This is a genomic window from Pigmentiphaga aceris (assembly GCF_008119665.1).
GTDB classification, from domain to species: domain Bacteria; phylum Pseudomonadota; class Gammaproteobacteria; order Burkholderiales; family Burkholderiaceae_B; genus Pigmentiphaga; species Pigmentiphaga aceris.
Map to the genome: position 1 here is coordinate 1,139,012 of NZ_CP043046.1, position 24,712 is coordinate 1,163,723.

At 62.5% G+C, this 24,712-nt stretch carries 21 protein-coding genes; 17 read left to right on the top strand and 4 right to left on the bottom strand.

Translation table 11 applies throughout. The features are described from left to right. Positions 1-41 precede the first annotated feature (41 nt). From FXN63_RS04780 to FXN63_RS04795, 4 genes are all read left to right on the top strand, one after another. Complete coding sequence (locus FXN63_RS04780; RefSeq protein WP_148813328.1) at positions 42-2,339, top strand: NADP-dependent malic enzyme; 2,298 nt, start codon at positions 42-44, stop codon at positions 2,337-2,339. Between the two features lie 296 nt (positions 2,340-2,635). Then, the gene (locus tag FXN63_RS04785) at positions 2,636-3,034 is read left to right on the top strand and encodes a guanyl-specific ribonuclease (RefSeq protein WP_222864004.1); all 399 of its coding nucleotides are present in this window, start codon (positions 2,636-2,638) and stop codon (positions 3,032-3,034) included. A gap of 3 nt (positions 3,035-3,037) precedes the next feature. Then, positions 3,038-3,484, top strand: a complete 447-nt coding sequence (locus FXN63_RS04790) for a barstar family protein (protein ID WP_148813331.1) — start codon at positions 3,038-3,040, stop codon at positions 3,482-3,484. A gap of 203 nt (positions 3,485-3,687) precedes the next feature. Further along, on the top strand, positions 3,688-4,878 hold the full coding sequence (locus tag FXN63_RS04795) for an MFS transporter (protein ID WP_246165034.1): 1,191 nt from the start codon (positions 3,688-3,690) through the stop codon (positions 4,876-4,878). Between the two features lie 13 nt (positions 4,879-4,891). Here the strand turns inward: FXN63_RS04795 and FXN63_RS04800 are convergent, their stop codons facing one another. Next, the gene (locus FXN63_RS04800) at positions 4,892-5,653 is read right to left on the bottom strand and encodes a 16S rRNA (uracil(1498)-N(3))-methyltransferase (RefSeq protein ID WP_148813333.1); all 762 of its coding nucleotides are present in this window, start codon (positions 5,651-5,653) and stop codon (positions 4,892-4,894) included. Positions 5,654-5,819: 166 nt separating this feature from the next. Next, positions 5,820-6,710, bottom strand: a complete 891-nt coding sequence (locus FXN63_RS04805; protein WP_148813335.1) for a LysR family transcriptional regulator — start codon at positions 6,708-6,710, stop codon at positions 5,820-5,822. 108 nt (positions 6,711-6,818) lie between these two features. Here FXN63_RS04805 and FXN63_RS04810 point away from each other — a divergent pair, with 108 nt between their 5' ends. The 11 genes from FXN63_RS04810 (at position 6,819) to FXN63_RS04860 (ending at position 19,719) form a co-directional block, all read left to right on the top strand. Further along, a complete protein-coding gene (locus FXN63_RS04810; protein ID WP_148813338.1) occupies positions 6,819-7,568 on the top strand; it encodes an SDR family NAD(P)-dependent oxidoreductase in 750 nt (249 codons plus the stop codon). Between the two features lie 10 nt (positions 7,569-7,578). Beyond that, positions 7,579-8,457 (top strand): transketolase, encoded by an 879-nt coding sequence (locus FXN63_RS04815; protein ID WP_148813339.1) that lies wholly within the window; start codon positions 7,579-7,581, stop codon positions 8,455-8,457. Then, the gene (locus tag FXN63_RS04820; RefSeq protein ID WP_148813341.1) at positions 8,454-9,491 is read left to right on the top strand and encodes a transketolase family protein; all 1,038 of its coding nucleotides are present in this window, start codon (positions 8,454-8,456) and stop codon (positions 9,489-9,491) included. The genes FXN63_RS04815 and FXN63_RS04820 overlap by 4 nt, the downstream gene beginning before the upstream one ends. A 130-nt stretch (positions 9,492-9,621) precedes the next feature. Beyond that, positions 9,622-10,608: a TRAP transporter substrate-binding protein gene (locus FXN63_RS04825; protein WP_148813343.1), complete on the top strand. Its 987-nt coding sequence runs from the start codon at positions 9,622-9,624 to the stop codon at positions 10,606-10,608. A gap of 9 nt (positions 10,609-10,617) precedes the next feature. Beyond that, positions 10,618-11,151 carry a TRAP transporter small permease gene (locus FXN63_RS04830; protein WP_148813346.1) on the top strand — a complete coding sequence of 178 codons (534 nt, stop codon included), beginning with the start codon at positions 10,618-10,620 and terminating at the stop codon, positions 11,149-11,151. 70 nt (positions 11,152-11,221) lie between these two features. Then, positions 11,222-12,490, top strand: coding sequence for a TRAP transporter large permease (locus FXN63_RS04835; RefSeq protein WP_148813348.1), 1,269 nt, complete (start codon positions 11,222-11,224; stop codon positions 12,488-12,490). Between the two features lie 220 nt (positions 12,491-12,710). Then, on the top strand, positions 12,711-14,846 hold the full coding sequence (gene tkt, locus FXN63_RS04840) for a transketolase (protein ID WP_148813350.1): 2,136 nt from the start codon (positions 12,711-12,713) through the stop codon (positions 14,844-14,846). Between the two features lie 93 nt (positions 14,847-14,939). Further along, entirely contained in the window at positions 14,940-15,950 is a 1,011-nt protein-coding gene (gap, locus tag FXN63_RS04845; RefSeq protein ID WP_148813352.1) for a type I glyceraldehyde-3-phosphate dehydrogenase, read from the top strand. Between the two features lie 98 nt (positions 15,951-16,048). After that, positions 16,049-17,242, top strand: coding sequence for a phosphoglycerate kinase (locus FXN63_RS04850; protein WP_148813354.1), 1,194 nt, complete (start codon positions 16,049-16,051; stop codon positions 17,240-17,242). Further along, the gene (gene pyk / locus FXN63_RS04855; RefSeq protein WP_148813357.1) at positions 17,239-18,714 is read left to right on the top strand and encodes a pyruvate kinase; all 1,476 of its coding nucleotides are present in this window, start codon (positions 17,239-17,241) and stop codon (positions 18,712-18,714) included. The genes FXN63_RS04850 and pyk overlap by 4 nt, the downstream gene beginning before the upstream one ends. 117 nt (positions 18,715-18,831) lie before the next feature. Next, positions 18,832-19,719, top strand: coding sequence for a fructose bisphosphate aldolase (locus FXN63_RS04860; RefSeq protein ID WP_148813359.1), 888 nt, complete (start codon positions 18,832-18,834; stop codon positions 19,717-19,719). 135 nt (positions 19,720-19,854) lie between these two features. Here the strand turns inward: FXN63_RS04860 and FXN63_RS04865 are convergent, their stop codons facing one another. Next, positions 19,855-20,670: a hypothetical protein gene (locus FXN63_RS04865; protein WP_148813361.1), complete on the bottom strand. Its 816-nt coding sequence runs from the start codon at positions 20,668-20,670 to the stop codon at positions 19,855-19,857. Between the two features lie 465 nt (positions 20,671-21,135). Between FXN63_RS04865 and FXN63_RS04870 the strand changes: the two genes are divergently transcribed. After that, entirely contained in the window at positions 21,136-22,017 is an 882-nt protein-coding gene (locus FXN63_RS04870) for a phosphoribosylaminoimidazolesuccinocarboxamide synthase (RefSeq protein WP_148813363.1), read from the top strand. A 238-nt stretch (positions 22,018-22,255) separates the two neighbouring features. Continuing rightward, positions 22,256-23,635 carry a Na+/H+ antiporter NhaA gene (nhaA, locus tag FXN63_RS04875; RefSeq protein WP_148813365.1) on the top strand — a complete coding sequence of 460 codons (1,380 nt, stop codon included), beginning with the start codon at positions 22,256-22,258 and terminating at the stop codon, positions 23,633-23,635. 48 nt (positions 23,636-23,683) lie between these two features. On the opposite strand, the gene FXN63_RS04880 is transcribed toward nhaA, so the two are convergent. Continuing rightward, complete coding sequence (locus FXN63_RS04880; RefSeq protein ID WP_187395107.1) at positions 23,684-24,652, bottom strand: alpha/beta hydrolase; 969 nt, start codon at positions 24,650-24,652, stop codon at positions 23,684-23,686. Positions 24,653-24,712: the final 60 nt, after the last annotated feature.

A 24,712-nucleotide genomic window follows, 5' to 3' on the forward strand; every position in this document is an offset into this window, starting at 1 on the left:
CGCGGCTCGCTCAACGCGCCCGCCGGGCAAGGTTCCAATCCATGGCTCAACCCCTCGATCCTCAACTGCGCAAGGCTGCGCTCGAATATCACGAGCAAGGTCGTCCCGGCAAGATTTCGGTCACGCCAACCAAGCAGCTTTCCAATCAGCGCGATCTGGCGCTGGCGTATTCGCCCGGCGTTGCTGCGGCGTGTGAAGAGATCGTTGACGATCCCGCCAACGCGTTCCGCTACACCGCCCGTGGCAATCTGGTCGGTGTGATCAGCAACGGCACCGCGGTGCTGGGTCTGGGCGCAATCGGCGCACTGGCATCCAAGCCGGTGATGGAAGGCAAGGCCGTGCTGTTCAAGAAGTTCGCCGGCATTGATGTCTTCGACATCGAAATCGACGAAACCGACCCGCACAAGCTGGTCGAGGTGATCGCGGCGCTTGAGCCCACCTTCGGTGGCATCAACCTGGAAGACATCAAGGCCCCGGAATGCTTCATCGTCGAGCGCGAATTGCGCAAGCGCATGAAGATCCCCGTCTTCCACGATGACCAGCACGGCACGGCAATTACCGTGGCAGCTGCTTTCCTGAACGGCCTGAAGGTCGTCGGCAAGAGCCTGTCCGAGATCAAGCTGGTGGTGTCGGGTGCTGGCGCTGCTGCGCTGGCCTGCCTGGATCTGCTGGTCGACCTGGGTCTGCCGATTGAAAACATCTGGGTGACCGACCTGGAAGGTGTGGTCTACACCGGCCGTGTCGAACTGATGGACCCGGACAAAGAGCGTTTCTGCCAACCGACCGAACTGCGTACGCTCGGTCAGGTGATCGATGGTGCCGATGCCTTCCTGGGCCTGTCCGCAGGCGGCGTGCTGAAGGCCGACATGGTCGAACGCATGGGCCCGCGTCCGCTGATTCTGGCGCTGGCCAATCCCACGCCGGAAATCCTGCCGGAAGTTGCCCACGCCGTGCGCAGCGACATCGTGATGGCCACCGGCCGTTCCGACTACCCGAACCAGGTCAACAACGTCCTCTGTTTCCCTTACATCTTCCGCGGCGCGCTGGATGTGGGCGCGACCACCATCACGCGTGAGATGGAAATCGCCGTGGTGCACGCCATCACCGAACTCGCTCAGAAAGAACAGAGCGAAGTGGTGGCGGCGGCCTATGGCATTTCGGACCTGGCCTTCGGCCCCGAATACCTGATTCCGAAGCCCTTCGATCCGCGTCTGATCGTGCGCATCGCTCCCGCCGTGGCCAAGGCTGCGATGGAGTGCGGCGTTGCCACGCGTCCGATCGAAGACATGGACGCCTACATCGAACAGCTGGAACAGTTCGTGTATCACTCGGGCGCGTTCATGCGTCCGCTGTTCTCGTCGGCCAAGCGCATCGTGCGCGAGGGCGGCAAGTCGCGCATCGTGTTTGCCGAAGGCGAAGACGAACGCGTGCTGCGCGCGGTGCAAGTCATCGTCGACGAAGGCCTGGCCAAGCCCATTCTGGTCGGTCGTCCGGCCGTGCTGGAAAAGCGCATCGAGAAATTCGGTCTGCGCCTGCGCCTGGGTGTCGACATCGAAGTCACCAATCCTGAACACGACGAGCGCTTCAAAACCTACTGGACCACGTACTGGAACAAGTCGGCGCGTCATGGTGTGACCGCCGAATACGCCAAGATCGAAATGCGTCGTCGCCTGACCCTGATCGGTGCGATGATGGTCGATCTGGGTGATGCCGACGGCATGATCTGCGGCACCGTGGGCTTCTATCACAAGCACGTGAAGTTCATCGACCAGGTGATCGGTCGTCGTCCGGGCGCAAGCGTCTACGCCGCGATGAACTTCCTGGTGCTGGCCAACCGCACTGTGGTCTTGGTCGACACGCACGTGAACGAGAACCCGACTGCCGCACAGATCGCCGAGATCACCATCATGGCGGCTGAGGAAATGAAGCGTTTGGGCGTCGAGCCCAAGGCTGCGCTGCTGTCGCATTCCAACTTCGGCACCAGCGATGCACCGTCGGCGCTCAAGCAACGCGAGGCGCTGGCCATCCTGCGCGAAACCGCGCCGTGGCTGGAAGTTGACGGTGAAATGCATGGCGACTGCGCACTGAGCGAATCGCTGCGTCACACCATCATGCCGAACACCACGCTGAAGGGCGAAGCCAATCTGCTGGTCTGCCCGACCATCGAATCGGCCAACATCTCGTACAACCTGCTGAAGACGACGGCCGGCGGCGGCGTGGCCATTGGCCCGATCCTGCTGGGTGCCAACGCAGCAGTCAACGTGTTGACCGCCAGCGCGACCGTGCGTCGGATCATCAACATGACCGCACTGACGGTGATGGACGCCAACGTCAAATAAGTAAAAGGGAGCGTGCCGGGACATGTGCCCGGTACTATCCGGATGGACCTCGCGCCTGGGTGCAAACCTGGGTGGCGGACACCGCGCCTTGCATGACAATCTTTCGAGATGACATGCAAGGCGCGGTTTTTTTTCGTCATTTTTCAGCGTGATGAAGCCAGAAATTTGCCGAGTGGACAGCATCGATGTCGAAGATGTTTCCGCGTGCATGACGATTGCGTTTTTGCCCTGGCCGGCTGTTGATCGGCCCGGGGTTTGCAGATACGCTCAAAGCGACCTTCGATCCGGAGTTTTCGATGCATTCCCTGTTCCAGCGCTGGTGGCGCACCCTGGTGTTGATGCTGGTTCTGGCCGCCTGCGCCGTGCCGGCATCTGCGCGCGACGCCGCGGCCATCAAGAGCGACATCGCTTTTTCAGAACTGCCGCGCGAAGCCCAGCAGACGCTTGCGCTCATCAAGCAGGACGGCCCGTTTCCATACACCAAGGACGGCACCGTATTCGGCAATCGCGAGGGGCGCTTGCCCTCACAGGCGCGCGGCTATTATCGTGAGTACACCGTGCCTACGCCGGGTGCCCGCAATCGCGGCGCACGTCGCATTGTCGGAGGCCAAGGGCCTGGCCGCAATGTGGCCACGAGCGGTGAGTACTGGTACACCGCCGACCATTACTCAACCTTCCGTCGAATCCGGGAGTAAGCCATGACATCCGTTTCTCCAAGCCTGCACGAGCAGTTCGAATCGGGCACCGCGCTGCAAGAGCCGGGTATCCCCACGGCCACCCTGGCCGCCACCGCGCGCGACTTGAAGCTCGGCTTCTTCGACATCGACTGCGCGCGCGCCAAAAGCAAATCGGCGGTATTGCGCGCGATTGCCAAGGCGCTGGATTTCCCCGAGCATTTCGGCAACAACCTGGACGCCTTGTACGACAGCCTGACCGATGTGCTGATGGAACAGAAACACGGCATGGTGGTGGTGCTGCGCGACCTGCACGTGAACGATCCGGTGCTGGCCGAACATGTGCCCGCCATCGGCGATGTGTTCCGCGATGCGATCGAATACGCCCGTGAAAACAAGCGTGCACTGAGCTTCATCCTGGAGCCCGCGCACGACGAGGCGACGCCAGCCGAGCCGACCCCCAGCGCGTGATCTGGCGTGCGGGTTCTGTGGGCGGCTGGGGTGCCCACATGGATGTCGCTCATGGATGTCACCCCACGCAGGTATTGCCTGTAAATACCGTTGTCCGCATGGTGGTATGGCGATATTGCTACATGCGCGTATTCGCTTGGTTGGCATCGGCCGAGGCTGATAGAGTTGACGTCCCACTGCTGCACGCCAACCCCTGAACCCAGATGTCCCCCTTGCCAGACCCGCAGGCCGGCCTAAGCCGGGCCGATGCGATGAAGTTATGTGTCCTGGGTTCGGCAAACAGCATTGCCCTGAGCGGTAGCCGGGTGACAGTGTCCTTGACGGCACTGAATCAGCAGTTTTCCACCTTGACGGTGGGTCTGTTGCTGGCGGTTTTCTCTTTCTTGCCCCTGTTGCTGGCCGTGCCCTCTGGGCGCTGGATCGATCGCATCGGCGCGTACCGGCCGCTGCTTCTGGGTTCCGGGTTGCTGTGTCTGGGCATGTTGGTGTCGGGGGTACTGTCCGGGCCGTGGGCGCTGTTGGCGACAGCCAGCATGATGGGTCTGGGCGGCATGTTGCAGCAGGTTGCCTCACAAAGCGTGCTGGGTCGTGGTGACCCGACAGACCGTCTGCGCAATTACTCGTGGTCGGCCTTGTCGCAGTCATCTGCTGCCGCGTGCGGCCCCGCGCTTGCCGGTCTGATGATCGATCACGCTGGGTTCTCGCAAGCCTTCCTCTTGCTGGCTCTGCCACCCTTGGGTGCAATCTGGATGCTGCATCGCGGCCAGCGCGCCCTGAAGACTGTCGCGCCGCCACGAGTCAGCGCCCCGGCTGCAAGACACCGCATTGCCGACCTGCTGATGGTGCCATCGCTGCGACAACTGTTGGCGGTCACCATCATTCTGACCGGTGCGTGGGACACCCACATGTTTGCGGTACCGATCTTCGGCAACGAGATCGGCCTGAGCGCCACCCGCATCGGCGCGATCCTGTCCTCGTTCGCAGCCGGTACCTTTGCCATCCGACTGGTGGTGCCATTCCTGCACAACCACGTTCACCCCTGGACCTTGACCCGCGCGGCCATGCTGCTGACCGTGTTCAACTTTCTGGCCTACCCGCTGTTCACGGGCGGCTATGTGCTGATGGGCATGTCCTTCCTGCTAGGCCTGGCACTGGGTGCCAGCCAGCCCGGCGTCATGGCGATGATCTACCAGGCCACGCCGCCCGGGCGGCAAGCCGAGGCGGCCGGTTTGAGACTGGCCTGTGTGAACTGTTCACAGGTGTCGCTGCCGCTGTTGTTCGGCCTGTTGGGCAGCGCCATCGGCGTGGGGCCGCTGTTCTGGGTCTATGCCGTGTGTCTGGCAATCGGCAGCTGGAAATATCGCCGGCCGCCTGTCGAGACGCGGCACGGGTAGGGGCGAGCAGCCTTTACAACCACCCCAACGCTGCACTACTGGCGGCAATCATCGCGGTGCCGGCAGTTTCCGAGCGCAGTACACGCGGGCCGAAGGACACCGCTTCGACGCCGCCGGCCTTGGCGCGCTTCAACTCTTCGTCTGACCAACCGCCTTCCGGTCCGACCACCAAGACCAGGTCTTGCAGATCGGCTTGCGCCTGCAGGCGCGCGGTCAGGGCTTGCTCGGCACCGGGGTGGCACAACAGGCGTATCACCTGGTCATCCACCTTTGCGCCGCCGTGCCCCACATCGCTGGTCAGCCATTGGGCCAAGGTCATCGGCGCAAAGACCTCGGGCACGCGGTTACGCCCGCATTGTTCACAGGCCGCCTGTGCAATGCGTCGCCAGTGCGCCAGACGCTTTTCCAGCCGATCACCCGTCAGCTTCAACACGCTGCGTTCGGCGGCAATCGGTACTACCGCATGCACGCCAGTTTCCACTGCCTTCTCGATGATCCAGTCCATCTTGTCGCCCGATGCAATGCCTTGCACCAGTGAGATACGGCCAGCGAGTTCGGCTTCGCGCGGATCATGCTCGGCCAGTTTCACGACCGCATGTTTGCCCTCGAAGCTGAGGATGGCGGGGTATTCACCGCCACGGCCGTCGAACAGCACCACGCTGTCACCGTCGCGCAGGCGCAGTGCGCGCCCGGCGTGATGGGCCACGGCATCGGGCAGGAACAACTCGGCACCCGGAGCAAGTGGCAGGTCAACGTGGAAGCGCGGCAGGGACATGGTGGTCAGACGGTAATGAAGAGGCAGGGGAGAGGTGAAGCGCAGGACGAAGCAGATTGAAATCCAGTATCGGACATCCACGCCAGGAAATCCGGCATCAAAAGCCCGACCTCAGAAATCGGACATCAGAATATCCAGCATCCGGTATTGAAGATCACATCACCCATCACACAGATTGCGACGGTGTGCGGGTGGCATCGAGTATCCAGTTTACGACGGGCACCACGCGCTCGGCACCCGCTGCCGGGAACACCACGTGGTGGGCGCTGACCGGCACGGCATGGCTCGCATCGAACACCGGCTGCAGCCTGCCGTCGGCCAGGTAGCTGGCGGCCAGCAAGGTGCTTTCCAGACAGACGCCCAGGCCTTGCTGCGCGGCTTCCAGCGCCATGTAGGAACGGTCGAAGAACAGTTCGTAGCCCAGGTCGCGCTGCGACACGCCCACGTTGGAAAACCACTGCGGCCATTGCACCAGTGGGCTTTCCGAAAATATCAGCGGCACCCGCAGCAAGTCGGATGGTTGCCGCAGACCGTGGGCGGCAATGAATTCACGGCTGGCCATCGGCGTGAGGGTTTCACCGCCAATGGTGCGCACGTCCACCCCCGGCCAGATGCCATGACCATGACGGATATCGACGTCATACGCCCCGCCTGAAAACGATACCGGTTCATACGAACACGACAGCCTGATCTTGAAGCCTTGCTGTTCTGCTTGCAGCGCACGGATGCGCGGCAGCAGCCACAGCAGGCCGAAGCTCGGGCTGGAATGGATGCGGATGACTTCCGGCGCGCGTGCACCGCTGGCGTGGTCGGTGGCCCGGCCAAGCTGCACCAGCAACTGGGATATCTCACCGAAATATTGCTGGCCCGCTGGGGTAAGTACCAGGCCACGCCCTTCGCGGGTGAATAGCGGTCGGCCGATCAGGGTTTCCAGATTGGTGATCTGGTGGCTGATCGCCGATGGACTGATGCCCAGCTCATCGGCTGCTCGCGTGATGCTGCCGGTACGACCCACGCTTTCGAACGCGATGATCGACTTGATGGGTGGAATACGCACGTGACCCCCAGAAATTTCATGTCGGGTTGAGGAAAACCGTCTTTATGCTGCGCCGCGGTTCTCTCTACGCTCCTTCTCACAACAACACTTAATCAGGAGATCGAGGCGATGTTACTAGACGGAAAGGTGGCAATCGTGACGGGGGCTGCGTCATTGCGTGGCATCGGCCGGGCAACCGCAAAAGCCTTTGTTGCACAAGGGGCGCGCATCGTCGTGCTGGACCTGGACGAGGCACAGGCGCAGGCCGCCGCCGCTGATCTGGGTCAAGGCCATCTTGGCCTGCGGGCCGATGTGACCGACCGGCAAGCCTGCGTCGATGCGGTGGCCAAGGTGCAAGAACAATTCGGGCAGATCGACATCCTCATCAACAACGCCGGCATCACCCAGCCGATCAAGACGCTTGATATCTCGCCCGCCAATTACGAAGCCGTGCTGGACGTGAACCTGCGCGGCACGCTGTACATGTCCCAGGCTGTGCTGCCGGTCATGCGTGCGCAACGGCGCGGCAGCATTGTCTGCATGTCGTCGGTGTCGGCGCAGCGGGGCGGCGGCATCTTCGGCGGGCCGCATTACAGCGCCGCCAAAGCCGGCGTGCTGGGCCTGGCGCGCGCGATGGCGCGTGAATTCGGCCCCGACAACGTCCGTGTGAACGCCGTTACTCCCGGCCTGATCCAGACCGACATCACTGCAGGGAAACTCACCGATGCCATGAAAGTCGACATTCTGAAAGGCATTCCGCTCAATCGCCTGGGCGACGCCCAAGATGTGGCCAATGTCTGCCTGTTCCTGGCCAGCGACCTGTCGAGCTACCTGACGGGTGTGACGCTGGATGTCAACGGCGGCATGCTCATTCATTAAGGACACGTAGATGACTACGCAAGCGACAACCACGCAAACGCTTGAACGACGTCCTGGCGAAGCAAGTCGGGATGAACTGGCCGGGCGCGCACACAATATCCGCCGCCATGCCTTGCGCATGGGGGCAGTGCAAGGGCAGGGCTACATCGCCCAGGCACTGGGGGCGGCAGATTTGCTGGCCGTGTCCTACTTCCACGCCATGCACTACCGGCCGACCGACCCGCACTGGGCACCACGCGACCGTTTCCTGCTGTCGATCGGCCATTACGCAATCGCGCTGTATGCCGCGCTGATCGAAGCCGGTGTGATTCCCGAAGATGAACTCGACACCTATGGCGGTGACGACAGCCGCCTGCCGATGTCGGGCATGGCCGCCTACACCCCGGGCATGGAAATCACCGGTGGATCGCTGGGCCAGGGGCTGAGCATCGCCGTTGGCATGTGCCTGGGCTTGAAGCGCAAGGCTTCGTCTTCCTTTGTCTACAACCTGTTGTCCGATGGCGAGTTGAATGAGGGATCGACCTGGGAAGCCGTGATGTCGGCCAGTCACTGGAAGCTGAACAACCTGATTGCGATTGTCGATGTGAACAATCAACAGGCTGACGGCCCGTCCACCCAGATGCTGAACTTCGAACCGCTGCACGACAAATGGTCGGCGTTCGGCTGGTTCACGCAGCGTGTGGATGGCAATGACATCGACGCGCTGGTGGCTGCCTTCGACGCGGCACGGGCGCACCCATTGCCGCAGCCGCGCGTGATCATCTGCGACACCAAGATGGCCAAGGGCGTGTCCTTCCTGGAAGCGCGCGACAAGACCCACTTCATTCGCGTGGATGCGGGTGAATGGGATCTGGCACTGGATGAACTCGACGCACGGAGGCCCGCATGAATCAGGCAGCAAAACTCGATACGCCGCAGGGCACCAGCACGGCTGAAGCGCCCAAAAAACGCCTGACCACCTCGGCGATGATCGCGTCGATTGCCAGCGAAGGGCAGGCCACGAAGCCTGCACCGTTCGGTCATGCGCTGGTTGCGCTGGCCGAGCAGCGGCCCGGCATCGTGGGCCTGTCGGCAGACTTGTCCAAGTACACCGATCTGCACATTTTCGCCAATGCCTTCCCGGACCGTTTCTATCAGATGGGCATGGCCGAACAACTGCTGATGGGGGCGGCGGCTGGCCTTGCGCGTGAAGGCTTTGTGCCCTTTGCCACGACCTATGCGGTGTTCGCGTCGCGGCGTGCCTACGACTTCATCTGCATGGCGATTGCGGAAGAAAACCTGAACGTGAAGATCGTCTGCGCCTTGCCGGGCCTGACCACCGGCTACGGTCCCAGCCACCAGGCAACCGATGATCTGGCGATCTTCCGCGCCATGCCGAATCTGACCGTGGTCGATCCGTGTGATGCGCTGGACATCGAGCAGGCCGTGCCCGCGATTGCGGATCACCAGGGGCCTGTCTACATGCGCCTGCTGCGTGGCAACGTGCCGCTGGTGCTGCACGAGCACGAGAACTATCGCTTCCAGCTGGGCAAGGCCGCATTGCTGCGCGATGGGCGCGACGTACTGCTGATTTCCTCGGGCCTGATGACCATGCGGGCACTGGAAACCGCCGAGGCACTGCGCAAAGACGCGGTGGATGTCGCGGTGCTGCACGTGCCGACCATCAAGCCGCTGGATACCGAAACGATTCTTCGCGAAGCCCGGCGCAGCGGGCGTCTGGTGGTGGTGGCCGAGAACCATTCCATCGTGGGTGGGCTGGGCGAGGCAGTGGCCGGTGTGTTGATGCGTGAAAGCGTGCATGTGCCGTTCCGCCAGATTGCGCTACCCGATGCTTTCCTGGATGCGGGTGCGCTGCCAACGCTGCATGATCGCTATGGCATTTCCACTACCAGCATGTCGGCATCGATCAAGAGCTGGCTGTGAAGGCTGGTTCTGACGCCTCCGTTTCATCGTAAGACGCGTTTTTGCACGACGGCCGGCCCCGGGCCGACACCGGGCCGGTTTCCATCACAAGAAGTATCGAGTGGCCTCAGGCCACCAACAGGAGATAGACATGAAGCGATTCACCCAACTCGCAGGCATCGTCACGCTCGCGCTGTGCGCAGCCACCTCGGCCAGTGCCCAGACCAAGCTCACCCTTGGCCATGGTGCCGCACTGGACAATCCCCGCCACCTTGCCAGCGTCGCCTTCGCCAAACGCGTGGCCGAACTGACCAACAACGAAATCCAGATTCAAGTGGCCGGCAGTGCGCAGTTGGGCGATGACCAGGCACTGCTTACCGGCAATCGCACCGGCTCGATTCAAATGTCGGCCAACTCCCAGGGCCAGGTGTCGTCCGTGGTGCCCGAGATCAACGCCATCGGCATGCCTTTCCTGTTCGACTCGCCGGAACATGCGTGGAAGGTGATTGACGATCCGAAGGTCTTCGACATTCTGAAGTCGCGCTTCGACGCCAAGGGTTTGATCCTGCTGGGCCTGATGGACAACGGCATTCGCCACGTGTCGAACAACAAGCGTCCGGTCAATGCCGCTGCCGACCTGAAGGGCATGAAGGTGCGCACACCGGCCGACCCGGTCACCGTCGACATTTTCCAGGGCTTGGGTGCCGAGACGCAGCAGATCAAGTTCTCCGAGCTGTACATAGCCCTGCAGCAAGGGGTGGTCGATGGTCAGGAAAACCCCTTGGTGAACATCGCAGCCAGCAAGCTGTATGAGGTGCAGAAATTCCTGTCCCTGACTGGCCACAAGTACGAAACCAACCCGCTCATCATGTCCAAGACCGCGTGGACCAAGCTGACCGAGCCGCAGCGCCAGGCGCTGTCCACCGCAGCCAAGGAAGCCGTGGCCATACAGCGCAAGATGATGCGTGAGTCCGAGGTCAAGGCCGAAGCCGATATCCGGGCGGCAGGCGTGCAGATCAACAAGGTGGACCCGGCCGGCCTGCGTGCGGCAACCGCGCCGGTGGTCGAGAAGTGGCGCAATGGCGGTATCGCCCCGATGGTCAAGCAGATCGAAGCCTCGGCAATCGCTGCGCGCTAAGGGGGCACCATGCAAGCCGCTTCGCTGTTGAGGTCCATTGACCGCACCGACCAGGCCATTCGCACGCTGTGTACTGTGATCATGGTCCTGGCAGTGGCCGGCATGTTCTTCGTGTTGCTGGCCTCGGTGTTCGCGCGTTATGCCGGGGTCGGCAACATGCTGACCTGGGCATCCGAGCTGCCTGAGCTGCTGTTCCCGTGGTTGGTCATGGCCGGTGTGGTGCTGGCCGCCAGTCGCGGCACGCACCTGTCGATCATGTTCATCACCCAGCGCCTGCATGGGCGCTGGATGACCGCAGCAGTCACGCTGCGCGCCGTGGTGGTGATCTACGTCTACGGCCGCCTGACCGCCGCCGGCCTGGAAATCCTGCCCATCGTGGCCGATGAACACACGGCCATTCTGGGGGCGTCGAGCGCCTGGACCTATGGCTGTGTGGTGGGTGGAGTGGTGTTGCTGGTGGTCGAGGAAATCTTCGGCTGGTTGCGTCATGTGCTCGGCGTCAGCCGCGCGGCTGAGCCGGTTGCGCATGTGGAGGCGGCATGAGGATCTTTCACATGTCTGTCCCTCACATGCATTCCTTTCGCATGAATCCCCTTGATACTCGGAGCACCGCATGAGCCTGCTCGCCTTTTCGGTATTCATGCTGACTGGCTTGGTCGGCATTCCGCTCGCCCATGCGCTGATCGTGGGGTCGCTGGTAGCGCTGGAGCGCTACGACGTGGGCTCGACTTCCATCGTGCTCGAACAGATGGTGACCCAGGCCAGCAGCTTCCCCTTGCTGGCCATCCCGTTCTTCATCCTGACCGGCAGTGTGATGCTGCACGGTGCGCTGGGCCAGCATCTGCTGGGCATGTTGACCAGCTTGCTGGGCCGCGTGCACGGCGGGCCAGGGCAGGTAAGTGTGATGTCGTCCACGCTGTTCGGTGGACTGAGCGGTTCCGCCGTGGCCGATGCGGCGGCGCTGGGGCCGCTGCTGATCCCGTGGCAGAAACGGCTGGGTTACCCGGCGGCATTTTCGGCGGCCACGCTGGCCTCGGCCGCCACCATCGACATCCTGATCCCGCCGTCGATCCCGTTCATTCTGTACGCCCTGACGGCGAATGCGTCCATCGCCGCCTTGTTCGTGGCGGGTGTGTTGCCAGGCTTGCTGCTGTGCGTGGGGTTCATGGGCGTGTGCTACGTGAGCGGCCGGATGCGCGGCTTCCCGCGTGACACTCAGCCCTTCGTGTGGAAAGTGTTCCTGCGCCAGCTGATCTTTGCGCTGCCGGCCATCATTTTGCCGATCTGCATTCTGGTCTTGTTGCGCTTCGGCATTGCCACTCCCACGGAAGTCAGCGTGCTGGCGGCTTTCCTGGCGCTGATGTTCTCGTGGCTGATTTACCGTGACCTGACCTGGAAGCGGCTGGTGGAATCCATCACGGAAGCGGGCACCGCCACCGGTGTGGTCTTGCTGCTGATCATGGCGTCCAGCGTGCTGGGCTGGATCTTCACCTACGAGCAGCTGCCGGAACGCGTCGTGGCATGGATGCACACCTATGTGACCACGCCCGGCATGATCATCCTGGCGATGAACCTGCTGATGTTGGCGCTTGGCATGGTGATCGACCTGTCGGCGGCAATCCTGCTGCTGGCGCCGATTCTGTTGCCCTTGGCGATTTCCATCGGCATGGACCCGATCCAGCTGGGCGTCATCATGGTGGTCAACCTGGCGATCGGGCTGTACACGCCACCAGTTGGCACCACGTTGTTCATCACCAGTTCTGTCGCCTCGGTGGGGATCGGCAAGGTGGTGCGGGAACTGGTGCCGTTCTACGCGGTGGCCTTGGCAGTGCTGGCGCTGGTCAGTTATTTCCCGGCTGCAACCATCACGCATCTGTTCTAAGAAGCGGGCCAGGCAAGGGTTGTCCCAGGGGCGGCGGGCTGTTGAAGGCCTTCCGCCTCTTGTAACGGACGCCAGTCCGACCGGATGCTAAAATCATGAGCTTCGCAGGCTTGGCCCTCCCCGGTGGGTCCGAACTATCGCAGGGTCGGCCGACAGGCTCCCGGCGTCAGGGCGGATTTGTCGAAGGCAACCAGGCTTCGCCAAACTCCCCCGAGCCGTTATGAGCCTTTCGACTGCCACTTCGAGCGCTGTCCAGCGTCTTATCTCTTCCCCCTCGAACGCCATCCGCGCCTTGGCCATGGACGCTGTCCAGAAGGCCAACTCCGGTCATCCGGGCGCACCGATGGGCATGGCGGAGATCGCCCAAGCCCTGTGGCATGGCCACTTGCGCCACAACCCGGCCGATCCGGCCTGGGCAGACCGCGACCGCTTCGTGCTGTCGAACGGCCACGGCTCGATGCTGATCTACGCACTGCTGCACCTCACCGGCTACGACCTGCCGATGGATGAGCTGCGCAACTTCCGCCAGCTGCACTCGCGTACCCCCGGTCACCCGGAAGTGGGCATCACCGCTGGCGTGGAAACCACCACCGGTCCGCTGGGCCAGGGCCTGTCCAACGCCGTTGGCATGGCGCTCGCCGAAGCGCTGATGGGCGCGGAATTCAACAAGCCCGGCCATGACATCGTTGACCACTACACCTACGCATTCGTGGGTGATGGCTGTCTGATGGAAGGCATTTCGCACGAAGTCTGCTCGCTGGCCGGCACGCTGAAGCTGTCCAAGCTGGTCGTGCTGTATGACGACAACGGCATCTCCATCGATGGCGACGTCAAGCACTGGTTCGCCGACAACACCGCTGACCGCTTCCGCGCCTACGGCTGGAATGTGATCGCTGGCGTCGACGGCCACGATGTGAAGGCGGTCGACCAAGCCATCGTGCAGGCCAAGGCAAACGCTGACGCCCACGGCGGCCCGACCCTGATCGTCTGCCGCACCGTGATCGGTCTGGGCGCGCCCAACGTGGCGGGCACCGACAAGGTCCACGGCGCACCGCTGGGCGACAAGGAAATTGCTGCCACGCGCGAAGCCATCGGCTGGTCGCACGCCCCGTTCGAAGTCCCGGCCGACATCTACGCCTTCTGGGACGCCAAGGCACGTGGTGCGGAACAGCAAGCAGCCTGGGAAAAGCGCTTCGCCGCGTACACCGCTGCGTTCCCCGAACAAGCCGCTGAATTCACGCGTCGCATGGAAGGCAAGCTGCCGGCAGACTTCGCGCAGACCGCTGAAAAGCTGATCGCCGACACCGCTGCCAAGCAAGAAACCATTGCCACCCGCAAGGCGTCGCAAGCCGCGATCACGTCGCTGGTGGAAACGTTGCCGGAAATGCTGGGCGGCTCGGCCGACCTGACCGGTTCGAACTTCACCGACTGGAAGGGTGCTGTTGCCGTGCGTGCAAACGTCGGCACCCCCTCGAATGACGCCGAAGGCGAAAAGCTGGAAGTTGCTGAACAAGCACGTGCAGCTACGCGCATCGGTCTGGGCCGTCACATCAACTACGGTGTGCGCGAGTTCGGCATGAGCGCGATCATGAACGGCGTGGCGCTGCATGGCGGCTACCTGCCCTTCGGCGGCACCTTCCTGACTTTCGCCGACTACTCGCGCAATGCACTGCGCATGGCCGCGTTGATGAAGCAGCGCGTGGTCTACGTGTTCACCCACGACTCCATCGGCCTGGGCGAAGACGGCCCGACCCACCAGTCGGTCGAGCACGCCACCAGCCTGCGCATCATCCCGAACCTGTCGATGTGGCGTCCGTGCGATACGACGGAAACCGCGGTTGCCTGGGCGGCTGCCGTATCGCGTCCGGCCAGCATCGGCATGGATGTGCACGACGGCGGCCCGACGGCACTGCTGCTGTCGCGTCAGAACCTGCCCTTCGTCCAACGCGACGAAGCCACCGTGGCGGCCATTGCCCGTGGCGGTTACGTGCTGCGTGACGCCGAAGGCGCGCGCGCCGTCATCCTGGCCACCGGCTCGGAAGTGGCGCTGGCACTGGCTGCACAGGAACAACTGAAGGCCGAAGGCATTGCCGTGCGCGTGGTGTCCATGCCCAGCACTGACACCTTCGACAAGCAGGATGCCGCCTGGCGCGCCTCGGTCTTGCCCAAGGGCTTGCCGCGTCTGGCCATCGAAGCCGGCGTAACCGACTTCTGGCGCAAGTATGTGGGCCTGGAAGGCGCGGTCATCGGTCTGGATCGCTTTGGCGAATCGGCCCCGGCGGGCGTGTTGTTCAAGCACTTCGGCATCACCGCAGAACACGCGGTCGCGGAAGTCAAAGCAATCCTGGCGAACTGAGGCAGGCAGGCCGCCGCGTTGCCTTGGGCACGCGGCTGGCCCCGCTCAGGTCGGCCGATGTCATTTCTCTCAAGCTAACAAGGAACCATCACCATGACTATCCGTGTCGCGATCAATGGCTACGGCCGTATTGGCCGTAACGTACTGCGTGCGCATTACGAAGGCGGCAAGAAGCATGACATCGAGATCGTTGCGATCAACGACCTGGGTGATCCGAACACCAACGCCCACCTGACCCAGTACGATACCGCCCACGGCCGCTTCCCCGGCACCGTGTCGGTCGACGGCGAATTCATGGTCGTCAACGGCGACAAGATCCGCGTGCTGGCCAACCGCAACCCGGCTGAATTGCCCTGGGGCGAGCTGAACGTGGACGTGGTGCTGGAGTGCACCGGCTTCTTCACCACCAAGGAAAAGGCCAGCGCCCACATCAAGGGCGGCGCCAAGAAAGTCATCATCTCGGCCCCGGGCGGCAAGGATGTCGACGCCACCATCGTCTACGGTGTGAATCACCAGGTGTTGAAGGCCACGGACACCGTGATCTCCAACGCGTCGTGCACCACCAACTGCCTGGCTCCGCTGGTTCAGCCGCTGCACGCCAAGCTGGGTCTGGTTGCCGGCCTGATGACCACCGTGCACGCCTACACCAACGACCAAGTGCTGACCGACGTCTATCACGAAGACCTGCGTCGCGCCCGTTCGGCACCGCACAACATGATCCCGACCAAGACCGGTGCTGCCGCTGCGGTGGGCCTGGTGTTGCCGGAGCTGAACGGCAAGCTGGACGGCTATGCCATCCGCGTTCCGACCATCAACGTGTCGCTGGTTGACCTGACCTTCACCGCTGGCCGCGAAACCACCGTTGAAGAAGTCAACGCGATCCTGAAGGAAGCCGCAGACGGCGCACTGAAGGGCGTGTTGGAGTACAACACCGCCCCGCTGGTGTCGTCCGACTTCAACCACAACCCGGCCTCCAGCAGCTTCGACGCCACGTTGACCAAGGTCACGGGCAACCTGGTGAAGGTGTCCAGCTGGTACGACAACGAGTGGGGCTTCAGCAATCGCCTGCTCGACACGACCACGGCCCTGATGGCTGCCAAGTAAGCGTTGTTGCTGGATATGGAAGGAGTTTTCGCGCCAGTGCGTTCTGGTGTGGAATCTCCTTCTGTTCTTTTCCCCTACGATTTCTTTACCGGATTCCCATGCCAGCAGTCCTGACCCTCGATCATCTCGCCGCTAACGGCCAACTCGCAGGCAAGCGTGTGTTCATCCGCGCCGATCTCAACGTGCCGCAGGACGACGAAGGCCGCATCACTGAAGACACGCGTATTCGCGCGTCGGTGCCGGGTATTCGGATGGCGTTGGATGCAGGTGCAGCCGTCATGGTCACGTCCCATCTGGGCCGCCCGACCGAGGGCACGCTGACCCCCAAGGATTCGCTCAAGCCCGTGGGCGAGCGCCTGGCGGAAGTGCTGGGCCAACCGGTACGTCTGGTCGCCGACTGGGTCGATGGCGTGGACGTGAAGCCGGGCGAAGTGGTTCTGCTTGAGAACTGCCGCGTTAACAAGGGTGAAAAGAAAGACGACGAAGCCTTGTCGCGCAAGCTGGCGGCACTGTGCGATGTCTATGTGAACGACGCTTTCGGTACCGCACACCGCGCCGAAGCCACCACCCACGGTATTGCGCGTTTCGCGCCCGTGGCTGCGGCCGGCCCGCTGTTGGCGGCTGAACTGGACGCGCTGGGCCGTGCCCTGCAAGCGCCGCAGCGTCCGCTGGTGGCGATTGTGGCTGGCTCGAAAGTGTCTACCAAGCTGACCATTCTGAATTCGCTGGCCGACAAGGTCGATCAACTGATCGTCGGCGGCGGCATTGCCAATACTTTCCTGCTTGCCGAAGGCCACCCCATCGGCAAGTCGCTGGCTGAACCCGACCTGGTCGAAGACGCCCGCGCCATCATTGCCAAGCTGCGTGCGCGCGGCGCGGCCGTGCCGATCCCGACCGATGTCGTGGTCGCCAAGAAATTCGCCGCTGACGCGCCTGCGCGCACCGTGGCGGTGGCCGATGTGGAAGAAGACGACCTGATCCTGGACATCGGTCCGCAGACCGCCGCCACGCTGGCCGGCATTCTGAAAGACGCCGGCACCATCGTCTGGAACGGCCCGGTGGGCGTGTTCGAATTCGACGCCTTCTCGCAAGGTACCGAAGCCCTGGCGCGCGCCATTGCTGCGTCGCAAGCTTTCTCGATTGCAGGTGGCGGCGACACCTTGGCAGCGATTGCCAAGTACGGCATTGCTGACGACGTAGGCTACATCTCGACCGGTGGCGGTGCATTCCTGGAATTCCTGGAAGGGCGTACCTTGCCGGCCGTGGCAATCCTGCAAGAGCGTGCAGCATGAGCGCCAAGATTGCTGACCGCGCAGGTTCCTTCCGCGCCACCAAGATCGTCGCCACCATCGGTCCGGCATCCAGCTCACGCGAAATCCTTACGCAGATGATTGCTGCGGGCGTGGATGTCGTGCGCCTGAACTTCTCGCACGGCACCGCCGCCGACCACATTGCACGTGCCGCATTGGTGCGTGAAGTAGCTGAAGCGGCCGGGCGCGAAGTCGCGATCATGGCCGACCTGCAAGGCCCGAAGATCCGGGTCGGCAAGTTTGCCGAAGGCCGCACCAACCTGAACGCCGGCCAGCGTTTCATTCTCGACGCCGCCTGCGAACTGGGCGACGACGAGCGTGTCGGCCTGGACTACCCGAACCTGCCGCGCGACGTGCGCGCAGGCGACACGCTGCTGCTGAACGACGGCCTGATCCGCCTGATCGTGTTGCGCGTGGCGGGCACCGAGATCCACACCGAAGTGGTGGTGGGTGGTGAGCTGTCCAACAACAAGGGCATCAATCGCATGGGTGGCGGACTGACCGCCCCGGCCTTGACCGCCAAGGACATGGACGACATCAAGACGGCCATGCAGCTGGGTGCCGACTACGTTGCCATCAGCTTCCCGAAGAACCGCACCGACATGGAAATGGCGCGTCAACTGGCGTCCATCGCCGGTGCCGCCACCGGCCAGCGTCCGCAGATGATCGCCAAGATCGAACGCGCCGAAGCGATTCCCGCGCTGGAAGAAATTCTGGACGCCAGCGACGGCATCATGGTCGCCCGTGGCGACCTGGCGGTGGAAGTGGGCGTGGCAGCCGTGCCCGCGCTGCAAAAGCGCATGATCCGCCTGGCCCGTGCGCGCAACAAGACGGTGATCACCGCGACCCAGATGATGGAGTCGATGATCGTCAACGCCGTGCCCACCCGTGCAGAAGTGTCCGACGTGGCCAACGCCGTGCTCGATGGCACCGACGCCGTCATGCTGTCGGCCGAAACCGCGTCCGGTCGTTACCCGGTGTCCACCGTCGAAACCATGTCGGCCATCTGCCTGGAAGCAGAAAAGTCGCACAGTTTCGAGCTGGAAAAGGACTTCCTGGATGCGACTTTCGAACGTATCGACCAGTCGATTGCGTACGCGGCCTTGTTCACCGCACACCATCTGCAATGCGCCGCTATCTGCGCACTGACCGATTCGGGCGCGACTGCACTGTGGATGAGCCGTCACGACACGGCCACGCCCATCTACGCACTAACCCCGCGTATCGGCACGCGCCGCAAGGCTGCGCTGTATCGCAATGTGCGCACGTTGCACATGGACGAAGCCAGCAATCGTGAAGATGCGCTGGCAGCGGCCGAAGCCCTGTTGCTGGCGCGTGGCATTGCCCGCGTGGGTGATCTGGTGGTGTTCACCATCGGTGAACCCCTGGGTTCGCCGGGCGGCACCAATACCTTGAAGATCGTGCGCCTGGGCGAAACCCTGGCCGCGAGCTGAGCGACATCGATCAACACGCCGGCGCGCGGTCGCGTCGGCGCGAGGTGCAAGGGTAGGCCAGCGGGAAGCCGCCGACCGCTTATTCGCCTCGATACCAATTCTAATCAGGAGTTATTCATGAACCAGGAACAACTGAGCAAGGTCACCGAAGGCCAAGGCTTTATCGCAGCACTGGACCAGTCCGGCGGCAGCACCCCCAAGGCGCTGAAGCTGTACGGCGTCGAAGAGTCGGCCTATTCGAACGACGCTGAAATGTTCGACCAAGTCCACGCCATGCGTAACCGCATCGTCGCCAGCCCGGCGTTCAACGGCAAGCGCGTGCTGGGCGCGATCCTGTTCGAAATGACCATGGACCGTCAGTTCGAAGGCCAGGACGCCGCCACCTACCTGTGGAACACCAAGCAAGTCGTCCCGTTCCTGAAGATCGACAAGGGCCTGGCTGACGAAGCCGACGGCGTGCAACTGATGAAGCCGATCGGCGGCCTGGACGCACTGCTGGCACGTGCCGTGTCCAAGGGCATCTTCGGCACCAAGATGCGCTCGGTCATCAACTCGGCCAACCAGAAGGGCATCGATGCCGTGCTGGATCAGCAGTTCGAAGTCGGCCAGCAAATCTTCGCAGCCGGTCTGGTGCCGATCATCGAACCGGAAGTGAACATCAAGGCCGTCGACAAGAAGGAAGCCGAAGAAATCCTGAAGGCTGGCTTCATCAAGCGTCTGGATGCACTGACCGGTGACGTCAAGGTCATGCTCAAGCTGACCCTGCCGGAAGTCGACGGCTTCTTCCAGGAACTGGTCGATCACCCGCGCGTCGTGCGCGTGGTGGCACTGTCGGGCGGCTACGTCCGTGACGAAGCCAATGCCCGTCTGGCCCGCAACAAGGGCGTGATCGCCTCGTTCAGCCGCGCGCTGACCGAAGGCCTTAGCTTCCAGCAGACCGACGCTGAGTTCAACGCTGCACTGGACAAGAGCATCGAAGGCATCTACCAGGCTTCGATCGCCTGATTGAGCTGTGCTGACGGCGTTCTGCGGAACGCCTGAAGAAAGAAGGGCTTCGCCGTGTGCGAAGCCCTTTTTGCCTATGGGGGTGGAGAAGCTTGTTTTGGGGACACTACGACGTGTGCCGTCCCCACATCGCAATCAAGAAGCAGGGGCCGTCTGTTGCGCTGGCGATGCCTGTTCTTTCTCTTCCTTCTCCCGCTCCTGCTTCCATTTCAGTCGTTGTTCCTCGACACGCTGGCAACGTTCGCCAGGGTTGGCTACACCGTCCGGGCAGATGGAAAAGACCTCGATCATGTCGTCGTCAAACTGCACGTTCTCCATCGGCAGGCTCATCTCCACCTTGCCGTCCTTGACTGGCAGCATGTCCTGCGCCACCAGCTCGCTGGTCAATGCCCGTTCCAGGAACGGGAAGGTCTGGCGCATGTGGGGCGTTGCCCACTTGGGTGGTTCGACGATCCGGTAGGCATATTGCACATACGGAATGGAGCCGTGGGCTGACCACTTCTCATCCACCCACACGCGGGTCACCTGGCGCTTGCCGTAGCAAAGGTCCAGCGTCTGCTGTTCCTGGTTCAAGGGACGTTTGCGAACCTGCGCCTGGACCTCGGGTGTGGCGGTGCTGCGGTAGGTAGGGCGCTCGCCAGCAGGCTGATTGGGGGTGCGCTCGATAAGGCCAGCATCCATCAGCGCACGCATGCTGGGCAGTTCAAGGTCTTCAGGGCCTGTCAGATCAAACGGCTCCCAGCCGTACATCACCCGTGCACACTGCGCCCGACCATCGACCAGGGCCTTTACCTGTTTGAGCGCGGTGCCATCGGCCACCGCTTCGGCAGCGGCAATCTTCGGGTCTTTGGTGCAGGCAGCGAGCGCAACCGCGACAGACAGCACGCCGATGGTGGCGAGCGGTCGCCATGAGGCGTTGCGGTACTGCTTTGTGGTGGGCGTGCTTGGCATGAAACGTCCTGGTCGGACTGCCGTCATGCTGACGGCAGGGGTGGGCGGATAGCTGCAGCGGCGGGCCGGCCGAGTATACGAAGGCAGTGGCTGAGTACTCCCGCAGGGTTGCTTGGGGTTGCGTTTCGATACGCCCGGTCACCTTGGTTCAAACGCGTTGAAAATGACTTGGCATTGGGTTCGACGCCTTAACGCGGCCCAGCGTCACCCATCTGCTTGATGGATTGAACAGATCTTCGGCAGTGAGGGGCAGTGCCCCACGCTGTGCCGTTGCTGACTGAAGGCATCCGCAGCGGCTTTCACGCGACACACATAGCGCGCTATGAGCCAGTCGCGCCGAGCGTCGGCGCGATTTGCAGTAACCTAGCGGTCCTGCGTGGACTTGCATCGCGCACTGCACTATCCAGATTTCCGCGCCGTGGCCATCGCCCCGGCGTTTCTATTTCTTCCTCGTGGATTCCCGCCATGTCCGCACCGCTTTATCAATCGTCCATCACCTCGTTGCCGCTGCTGTCGCGCGGCAAGGTGCGCGACATGTACGCCGTCGGCGACGACAAGCTGCTGATCGTGACCTCCGATCGCCTGTCGGCCTTCGACGTGATCCTTGATGACCCGATCCCCGGCAAGGGTGAAGTGTTGAACTCGCTGACCAACTTCTGGTTGAAGCGCCTGTCGCACATCATCCCGACCCACGAAACCGACGTGAAAGCCGAAGACGTGGTCACCGCTGAAGAGCGTGAACAAGTCGAAGGCCGCGCCGTCGTGGTCAAGCGCTTGAAGCCGATCATGGTCGAAGCCGTTGCACGCGGCTACCTGATCGGTTCCGGCTGGAAAGACTACCAAGCTACCGGCAGCGTCTGCGGCATCGCCTTGCCTGCCGGTCTGAAGCAAGCCCAGAAGCTGCCCGAGCCGATCTTCACCCCGGCTGCCAAGGCCGAAATGGGCGACCACGACGAAAACGTCAGCTTCGACCACGTGATAGCCGAAGTCGGTCAAGAGATGGCCGAGAAGATCCGTTCTATTACCTTGCAGATCTACCGCGAAGCCTCGGAATACGCCGCCAGCCGCGGCATCATCATCGCCGACACCAAGTTCGAATTCGGCCTGGATGAGGCCGGCACGCTGTACCTGATGGACGAAGTGCTGACGCCCGATTCCTCGCGTTTCTGGCCCGCCGACACGTACAAAGAAGGCACCAGCCCCGCATCCTTCGACAAGCAGTTCGTGCGCGACTGGCTGGAAACGCAGCCCTGGGGCAAGACCGCCCCCGCCCCGCGCCTGCCGGCCGAGGTGATTGCTGGAACGGCTGCGAAGTATCGCGAAGCGCTGGATCGTTTGACTGCCTGAAGTCGATTGCTGGGGTGACCGTCAATAGTTGACCCTGGCAACGGATTATCAGAAAGTGAACGCCTGAACGGCACCCGCAATGGGTGCCGTTTGCATTTCAGATTCGGTGCGCGAAGAACCGGTTTTGATGGAAATTCAAGTACGTTGGCCGTAAAATGCCAGCTGGGTGTTGCCGCTGCAAGGTGCAGTGGCGCAGGTTCAAGCGTCGGTCGGGCCGCCACGCGGAGCCTCTACGACCATGACACGCCCCGTCTCCCGGCAGACCTTGCCGCGCGCGCAGCTTATTGCTGAACGCACCTTCACTGCGGTTTCCCACTTTCTGCATATCGAGGCCGTCAGCGGCATCGTATTGCTGCTCGCTGCGGCCATTGCGCTGCTGTGGGCAAATTCCCCAGCTGCCGCCAGTTATCACGCGCTTTGGCATACCTCGTTGTCCATCGGCCTGGGTAGCCACGTCGTGTCCCAGACTCTGCATTTCTGGGTCAACGATGCCTTGATGACTGTCTTTTTCTTGGCCGTCGGCATGGAGATACGGCGCGAGGTGCACGCCGGTTCGCTATCCAGCATTCGTCTGGCGGCATTGCCACTTGCCGCAGCGGCAGGCGGCGTCATAGTGCCGGCCCTGATCTACCTGGCCTTGAACGGCGATGTATTGCAACGGCAAGGCTGGGCAGTGCCAACGGCCACTGACATCGCCTTTGCGCTGGGCGTACTCGCCTTGCTCGGCAAATCAATTTCGGGTTCCGTGCGCGTGTTTCTGCTGGCGCTGGCCATCATCGATGACATCGTCGCGGTGTTGATCATCGCCGTCTTCTATTCAGGCGGGCTGGACTACAGCGGCCTGCTGATTGCCGCACTTGGCGTGTTGATGGTCATGGCGATGCGTGCGATCGGCATTGGCCTGGCTTGGATGTATGTGGTGCCCGGCGCGATTCTTTGGGCAGGGTTGCTGAAAACAGGTGTGCACCCAACGCTGGCTGGCGTGGTGCTTGGCCTGATGACCCCGGTATTGTCCCGTCGTTCCCATGCGCTACCGCTGGACACGGCAACACACGCCATCGACGCCATCGGCACCCAGTCCAAGACAGCCAGCCCTGATCCCGTCGCAATGGCGTTGCCTCTCAAACAGCTACGCCAAGCACAACGCGACATGTTGCCGCCCGTCACGCGCCTGCAGATGGCCTTGCATCCCTGGGTGGCATACGGGGTCATGCCCCTGTTTGCGCTGGCCAATGCTGGTGTCACGTTGAATGGTGTTGACCTTGCCGCCGACGGCGCGCAAGGCGTCATGTTTGGCGTGTTGATTGCATTGGTGCTGGGCAAACCGCTGGGGGTGATCGCCACGAGCTGGCTGGTAGTGCGCTTAGGCTGGTGCAGCCTTCCTGCTGGTGTGACCTGGCCAGGCGTGATGTTGATCGGGCTGCTGGCGGGTATCGGTTTCACGATGTCGATCTTCATCGCATCGCTGGCCTTCGACAGCGTGAACCTGCTGAATGCCGCCAAGCTGGGGGTGTTGCTGGCGTCGCTGTTAGCCGCGGTGTTGGGACTGGCGTGGGGCGGTCTCCAATTACGCTTTCGGAGGCACCACCATCAAGCCCAAACCAGTGGTCGGGCTTGATGTTCAAAATTAACTAAATTGCTGACCTGCAATTCCGGTCTTTGGCGATCAATTCATGAAATGAATCGCCGGCCCGATCGACGCGGGCAGCATCTCGCTGTGGTTCTTGTCGGGGATCAGGCGAAAGCGCGTGCTGAAGCTGCTTTGGCGCATCAGCTGTTCCGAGAAGAACTGCGCATCCGGCATATCTGGCGACAGCGGTTGCGGGGTGCCCGGGCGCGGTTGGCGGCGTTCCTTGCCGCCTACCAGTACGAACAGCTTTCGCCCACCGGGAACTGCCTGTCTCTGGAAATACTCCTTGGCTTCTTCAGACACCGCACGGTTCTGCCACCACAGCGATGGGCTGGTGGCAATGTAGGTCTGGAACATGTCGGACCGGGTGAACAGTGCGTGCAATACAAACAGGCCGCTGTATGAATGGCCGTACAGGCCCAGGCGCGAGGTGTCGACGGGGATCTCGCGTTTCACCAGCGGAATGACCTCGTTATCGAGAAATACCAGGAAATCGTCTGCACCGCCGCCTTGTTCTTCACCAGGTTGCGGGGCGTTGCCGGGGCGTGGGCCGGGCAGGTAGTCCCAGGCGCGGAAGCCGCCTGAATTCGGCTGGTCGGCTTCGTAGTCGATGAAGACAGTCGCGATTTTTGCCGGTGGCGCGCCTTCAAGATAGGCACCATTCAATGCGCCCAGTGCCGTGCGTCCATCCAGGATGAACAGCACCGGAAAACCTTTGTCGGGTGCCATGCCGGATGGTGCCGCGATCTTGATTTCGTAGCGGCGTTTGCCGTCCTTGGACACCAGCCGATGTTCGCGCGCTACCGCTGCGGGCACGCCTACCGGAATGTCGTCAGCAATGACCACGGGCGATGACAGGGGCGGGATGGCGGCGGGCAGTGGAGTGGTCTGCGCAAAGGCGGGCAGGGCACAGGCCGAGAGCAGCAGCATCGCCGCGATGCGCATGCGGCGTGGTGCAAAAAGGGGGGAGATGGACGCAGACGAGGCGGGCAAGATGGGATGCATGGAAGCGCCTGGAAGTCGAACAAAAATCATACCCAGTTTCATGCGATGCGGATGGGCCCG

Bases quoted from the DNA above. Each gene is read 5' to 3' on its own strand.
- FXN63_RS04780 (WP_148813328.1), top strand. From the start codon at position 42: ATGGCTCAACCCCTCGATCCTCAACTGCGCAAGGCTGCGCTCGAATAT.
- FXN63_RS04785 (WP_222864004.1), top strand. From the start codon at position 2,636: ATGCATTCCCTGTTCCAGCGCTGGTGGCGCACCCTGGTGTTGATGCTG.
- FXN63_RS04790 (WP_148813331.1), top strand. From the start codon at position 3,038: ATGACATCCGTTTCTCCAAGCCTGCACGAGCAGTTCGAATCGGGCACC.
- FXN63_RS04795 (WP_246165034.1), top strand. From the start codon at position 3,688: ATGTCCCCCTTGCCAGACCCGCAGGCCGGCCTAAGCCGGGCCGATGCG.
- FXN63_RS04800 (WP_148813333.1), bottom strand. From the start codon at position 5,653: ATGTCCCTGCCGCGCTTCCACGTTGACCTGCCACTTGCTCCGGGTGCC.
- FXN63_RS04810 (WP_148813338.1), top strand. From the start codon at position 6,819: ATGTTACTAGACGGAAAGGTGGCAATCGTGACGGGGGCTGCGTCATTG.
- FXN63_RS04815 (WP_148813339.1), top strand. From the start codon at position 7,579: ATGACTACGCAAGCGACAACCACGCAAACGCTTGAACGACGTCCTGGC.
- FXN63_RS04820 (WP_148813341.1), top strand. From the start codon at position 8,454: ATGAATCAGGCAGCAAAACTCGATACGCCGCAGGGCACCAGCACGGCT.
- FXN63_RS04825 (WP_148813343.1), top strand. From the start codon at position 9,622: ATGAAGCGATTCACCCAACTCGCAGGCATCGTCACGCTCGCGCTGTGC.
- FXN63_RS04830 (WP_148813346.1), top strand. From the start codon at position 10,618: ATGCAAGCCGCTTCGCTGTTGAGGTCCATTGACCGCACCGACCAGGCC.
- FXN63_RS04835 (WP_148813348.1), top strand. From the start codon at position 11,222: ATGAGCCTGCTCGCCTTTTCGGTATTCATGCTGACTGGCTTGGTCGGC.
- tkt (WP_148813350.1), top strand. From the start codon at position 12,711: ATGAGCCTTTCGACTGCCACTTCGAGCGCTGTCCAGCGTCTTATCTCT.
- gap (WP_148813352.1), top strand. From the start codon at position 14,940: ATGACTATCCGTGTCGCGATCAATGGCTACGGCCGTATTGGCCGTAAC.
- FXN63_RS04850 (WP_148813354.1), top strand. From the start codon at position 16,049: ATGCCAGCAGTCCTGACCCTCGATCATCTCGCCGCTAACGGCCAACTC.
- pyk (WP_148813357.1), top strand. From the start codon at position 17,239: ATGAGCGCCAAGATTGCTGACCGCGCAGGTTCCTTCCGCGCCACCAAG.
- FXN63_RS04860 (WP_148813359.1), top strand. From the start codon at position 18,832: ATGAACCAGGAACAACTGAGCAAGGTCACCGAAGGCCAAGGCTTTATC.
- FXN63_RS04865 (WP_148813361.1), bottom strand. From the start codon at position 20,670: ATGCCAAGCACGCCCACCACAAAGCAGTACCGCAACGCCTCATGGCGA.
- FXN63_RS04870 (WP_148813363.1), top strand. From the start codon at position 21,136: ATGTCCGCACCGCTTTATCAATCGTCCATCACCTCGTTGCCGCTGCTG.
- nhaA (WP_148813365.1), top strand. From the start codon at position 22,256: ATGACACGCCCCGTCTCCCGGCAGACCTTGCCGCGCGCGCAGCTTATT.
- FXN63_RS04880 (WP_187395107.1), bottom strand. From the start codon at position 24,652: ATGCATCCCATCTTGCCCGCCTCGTCTGCGTCCATCTCCCCCCTTTTT.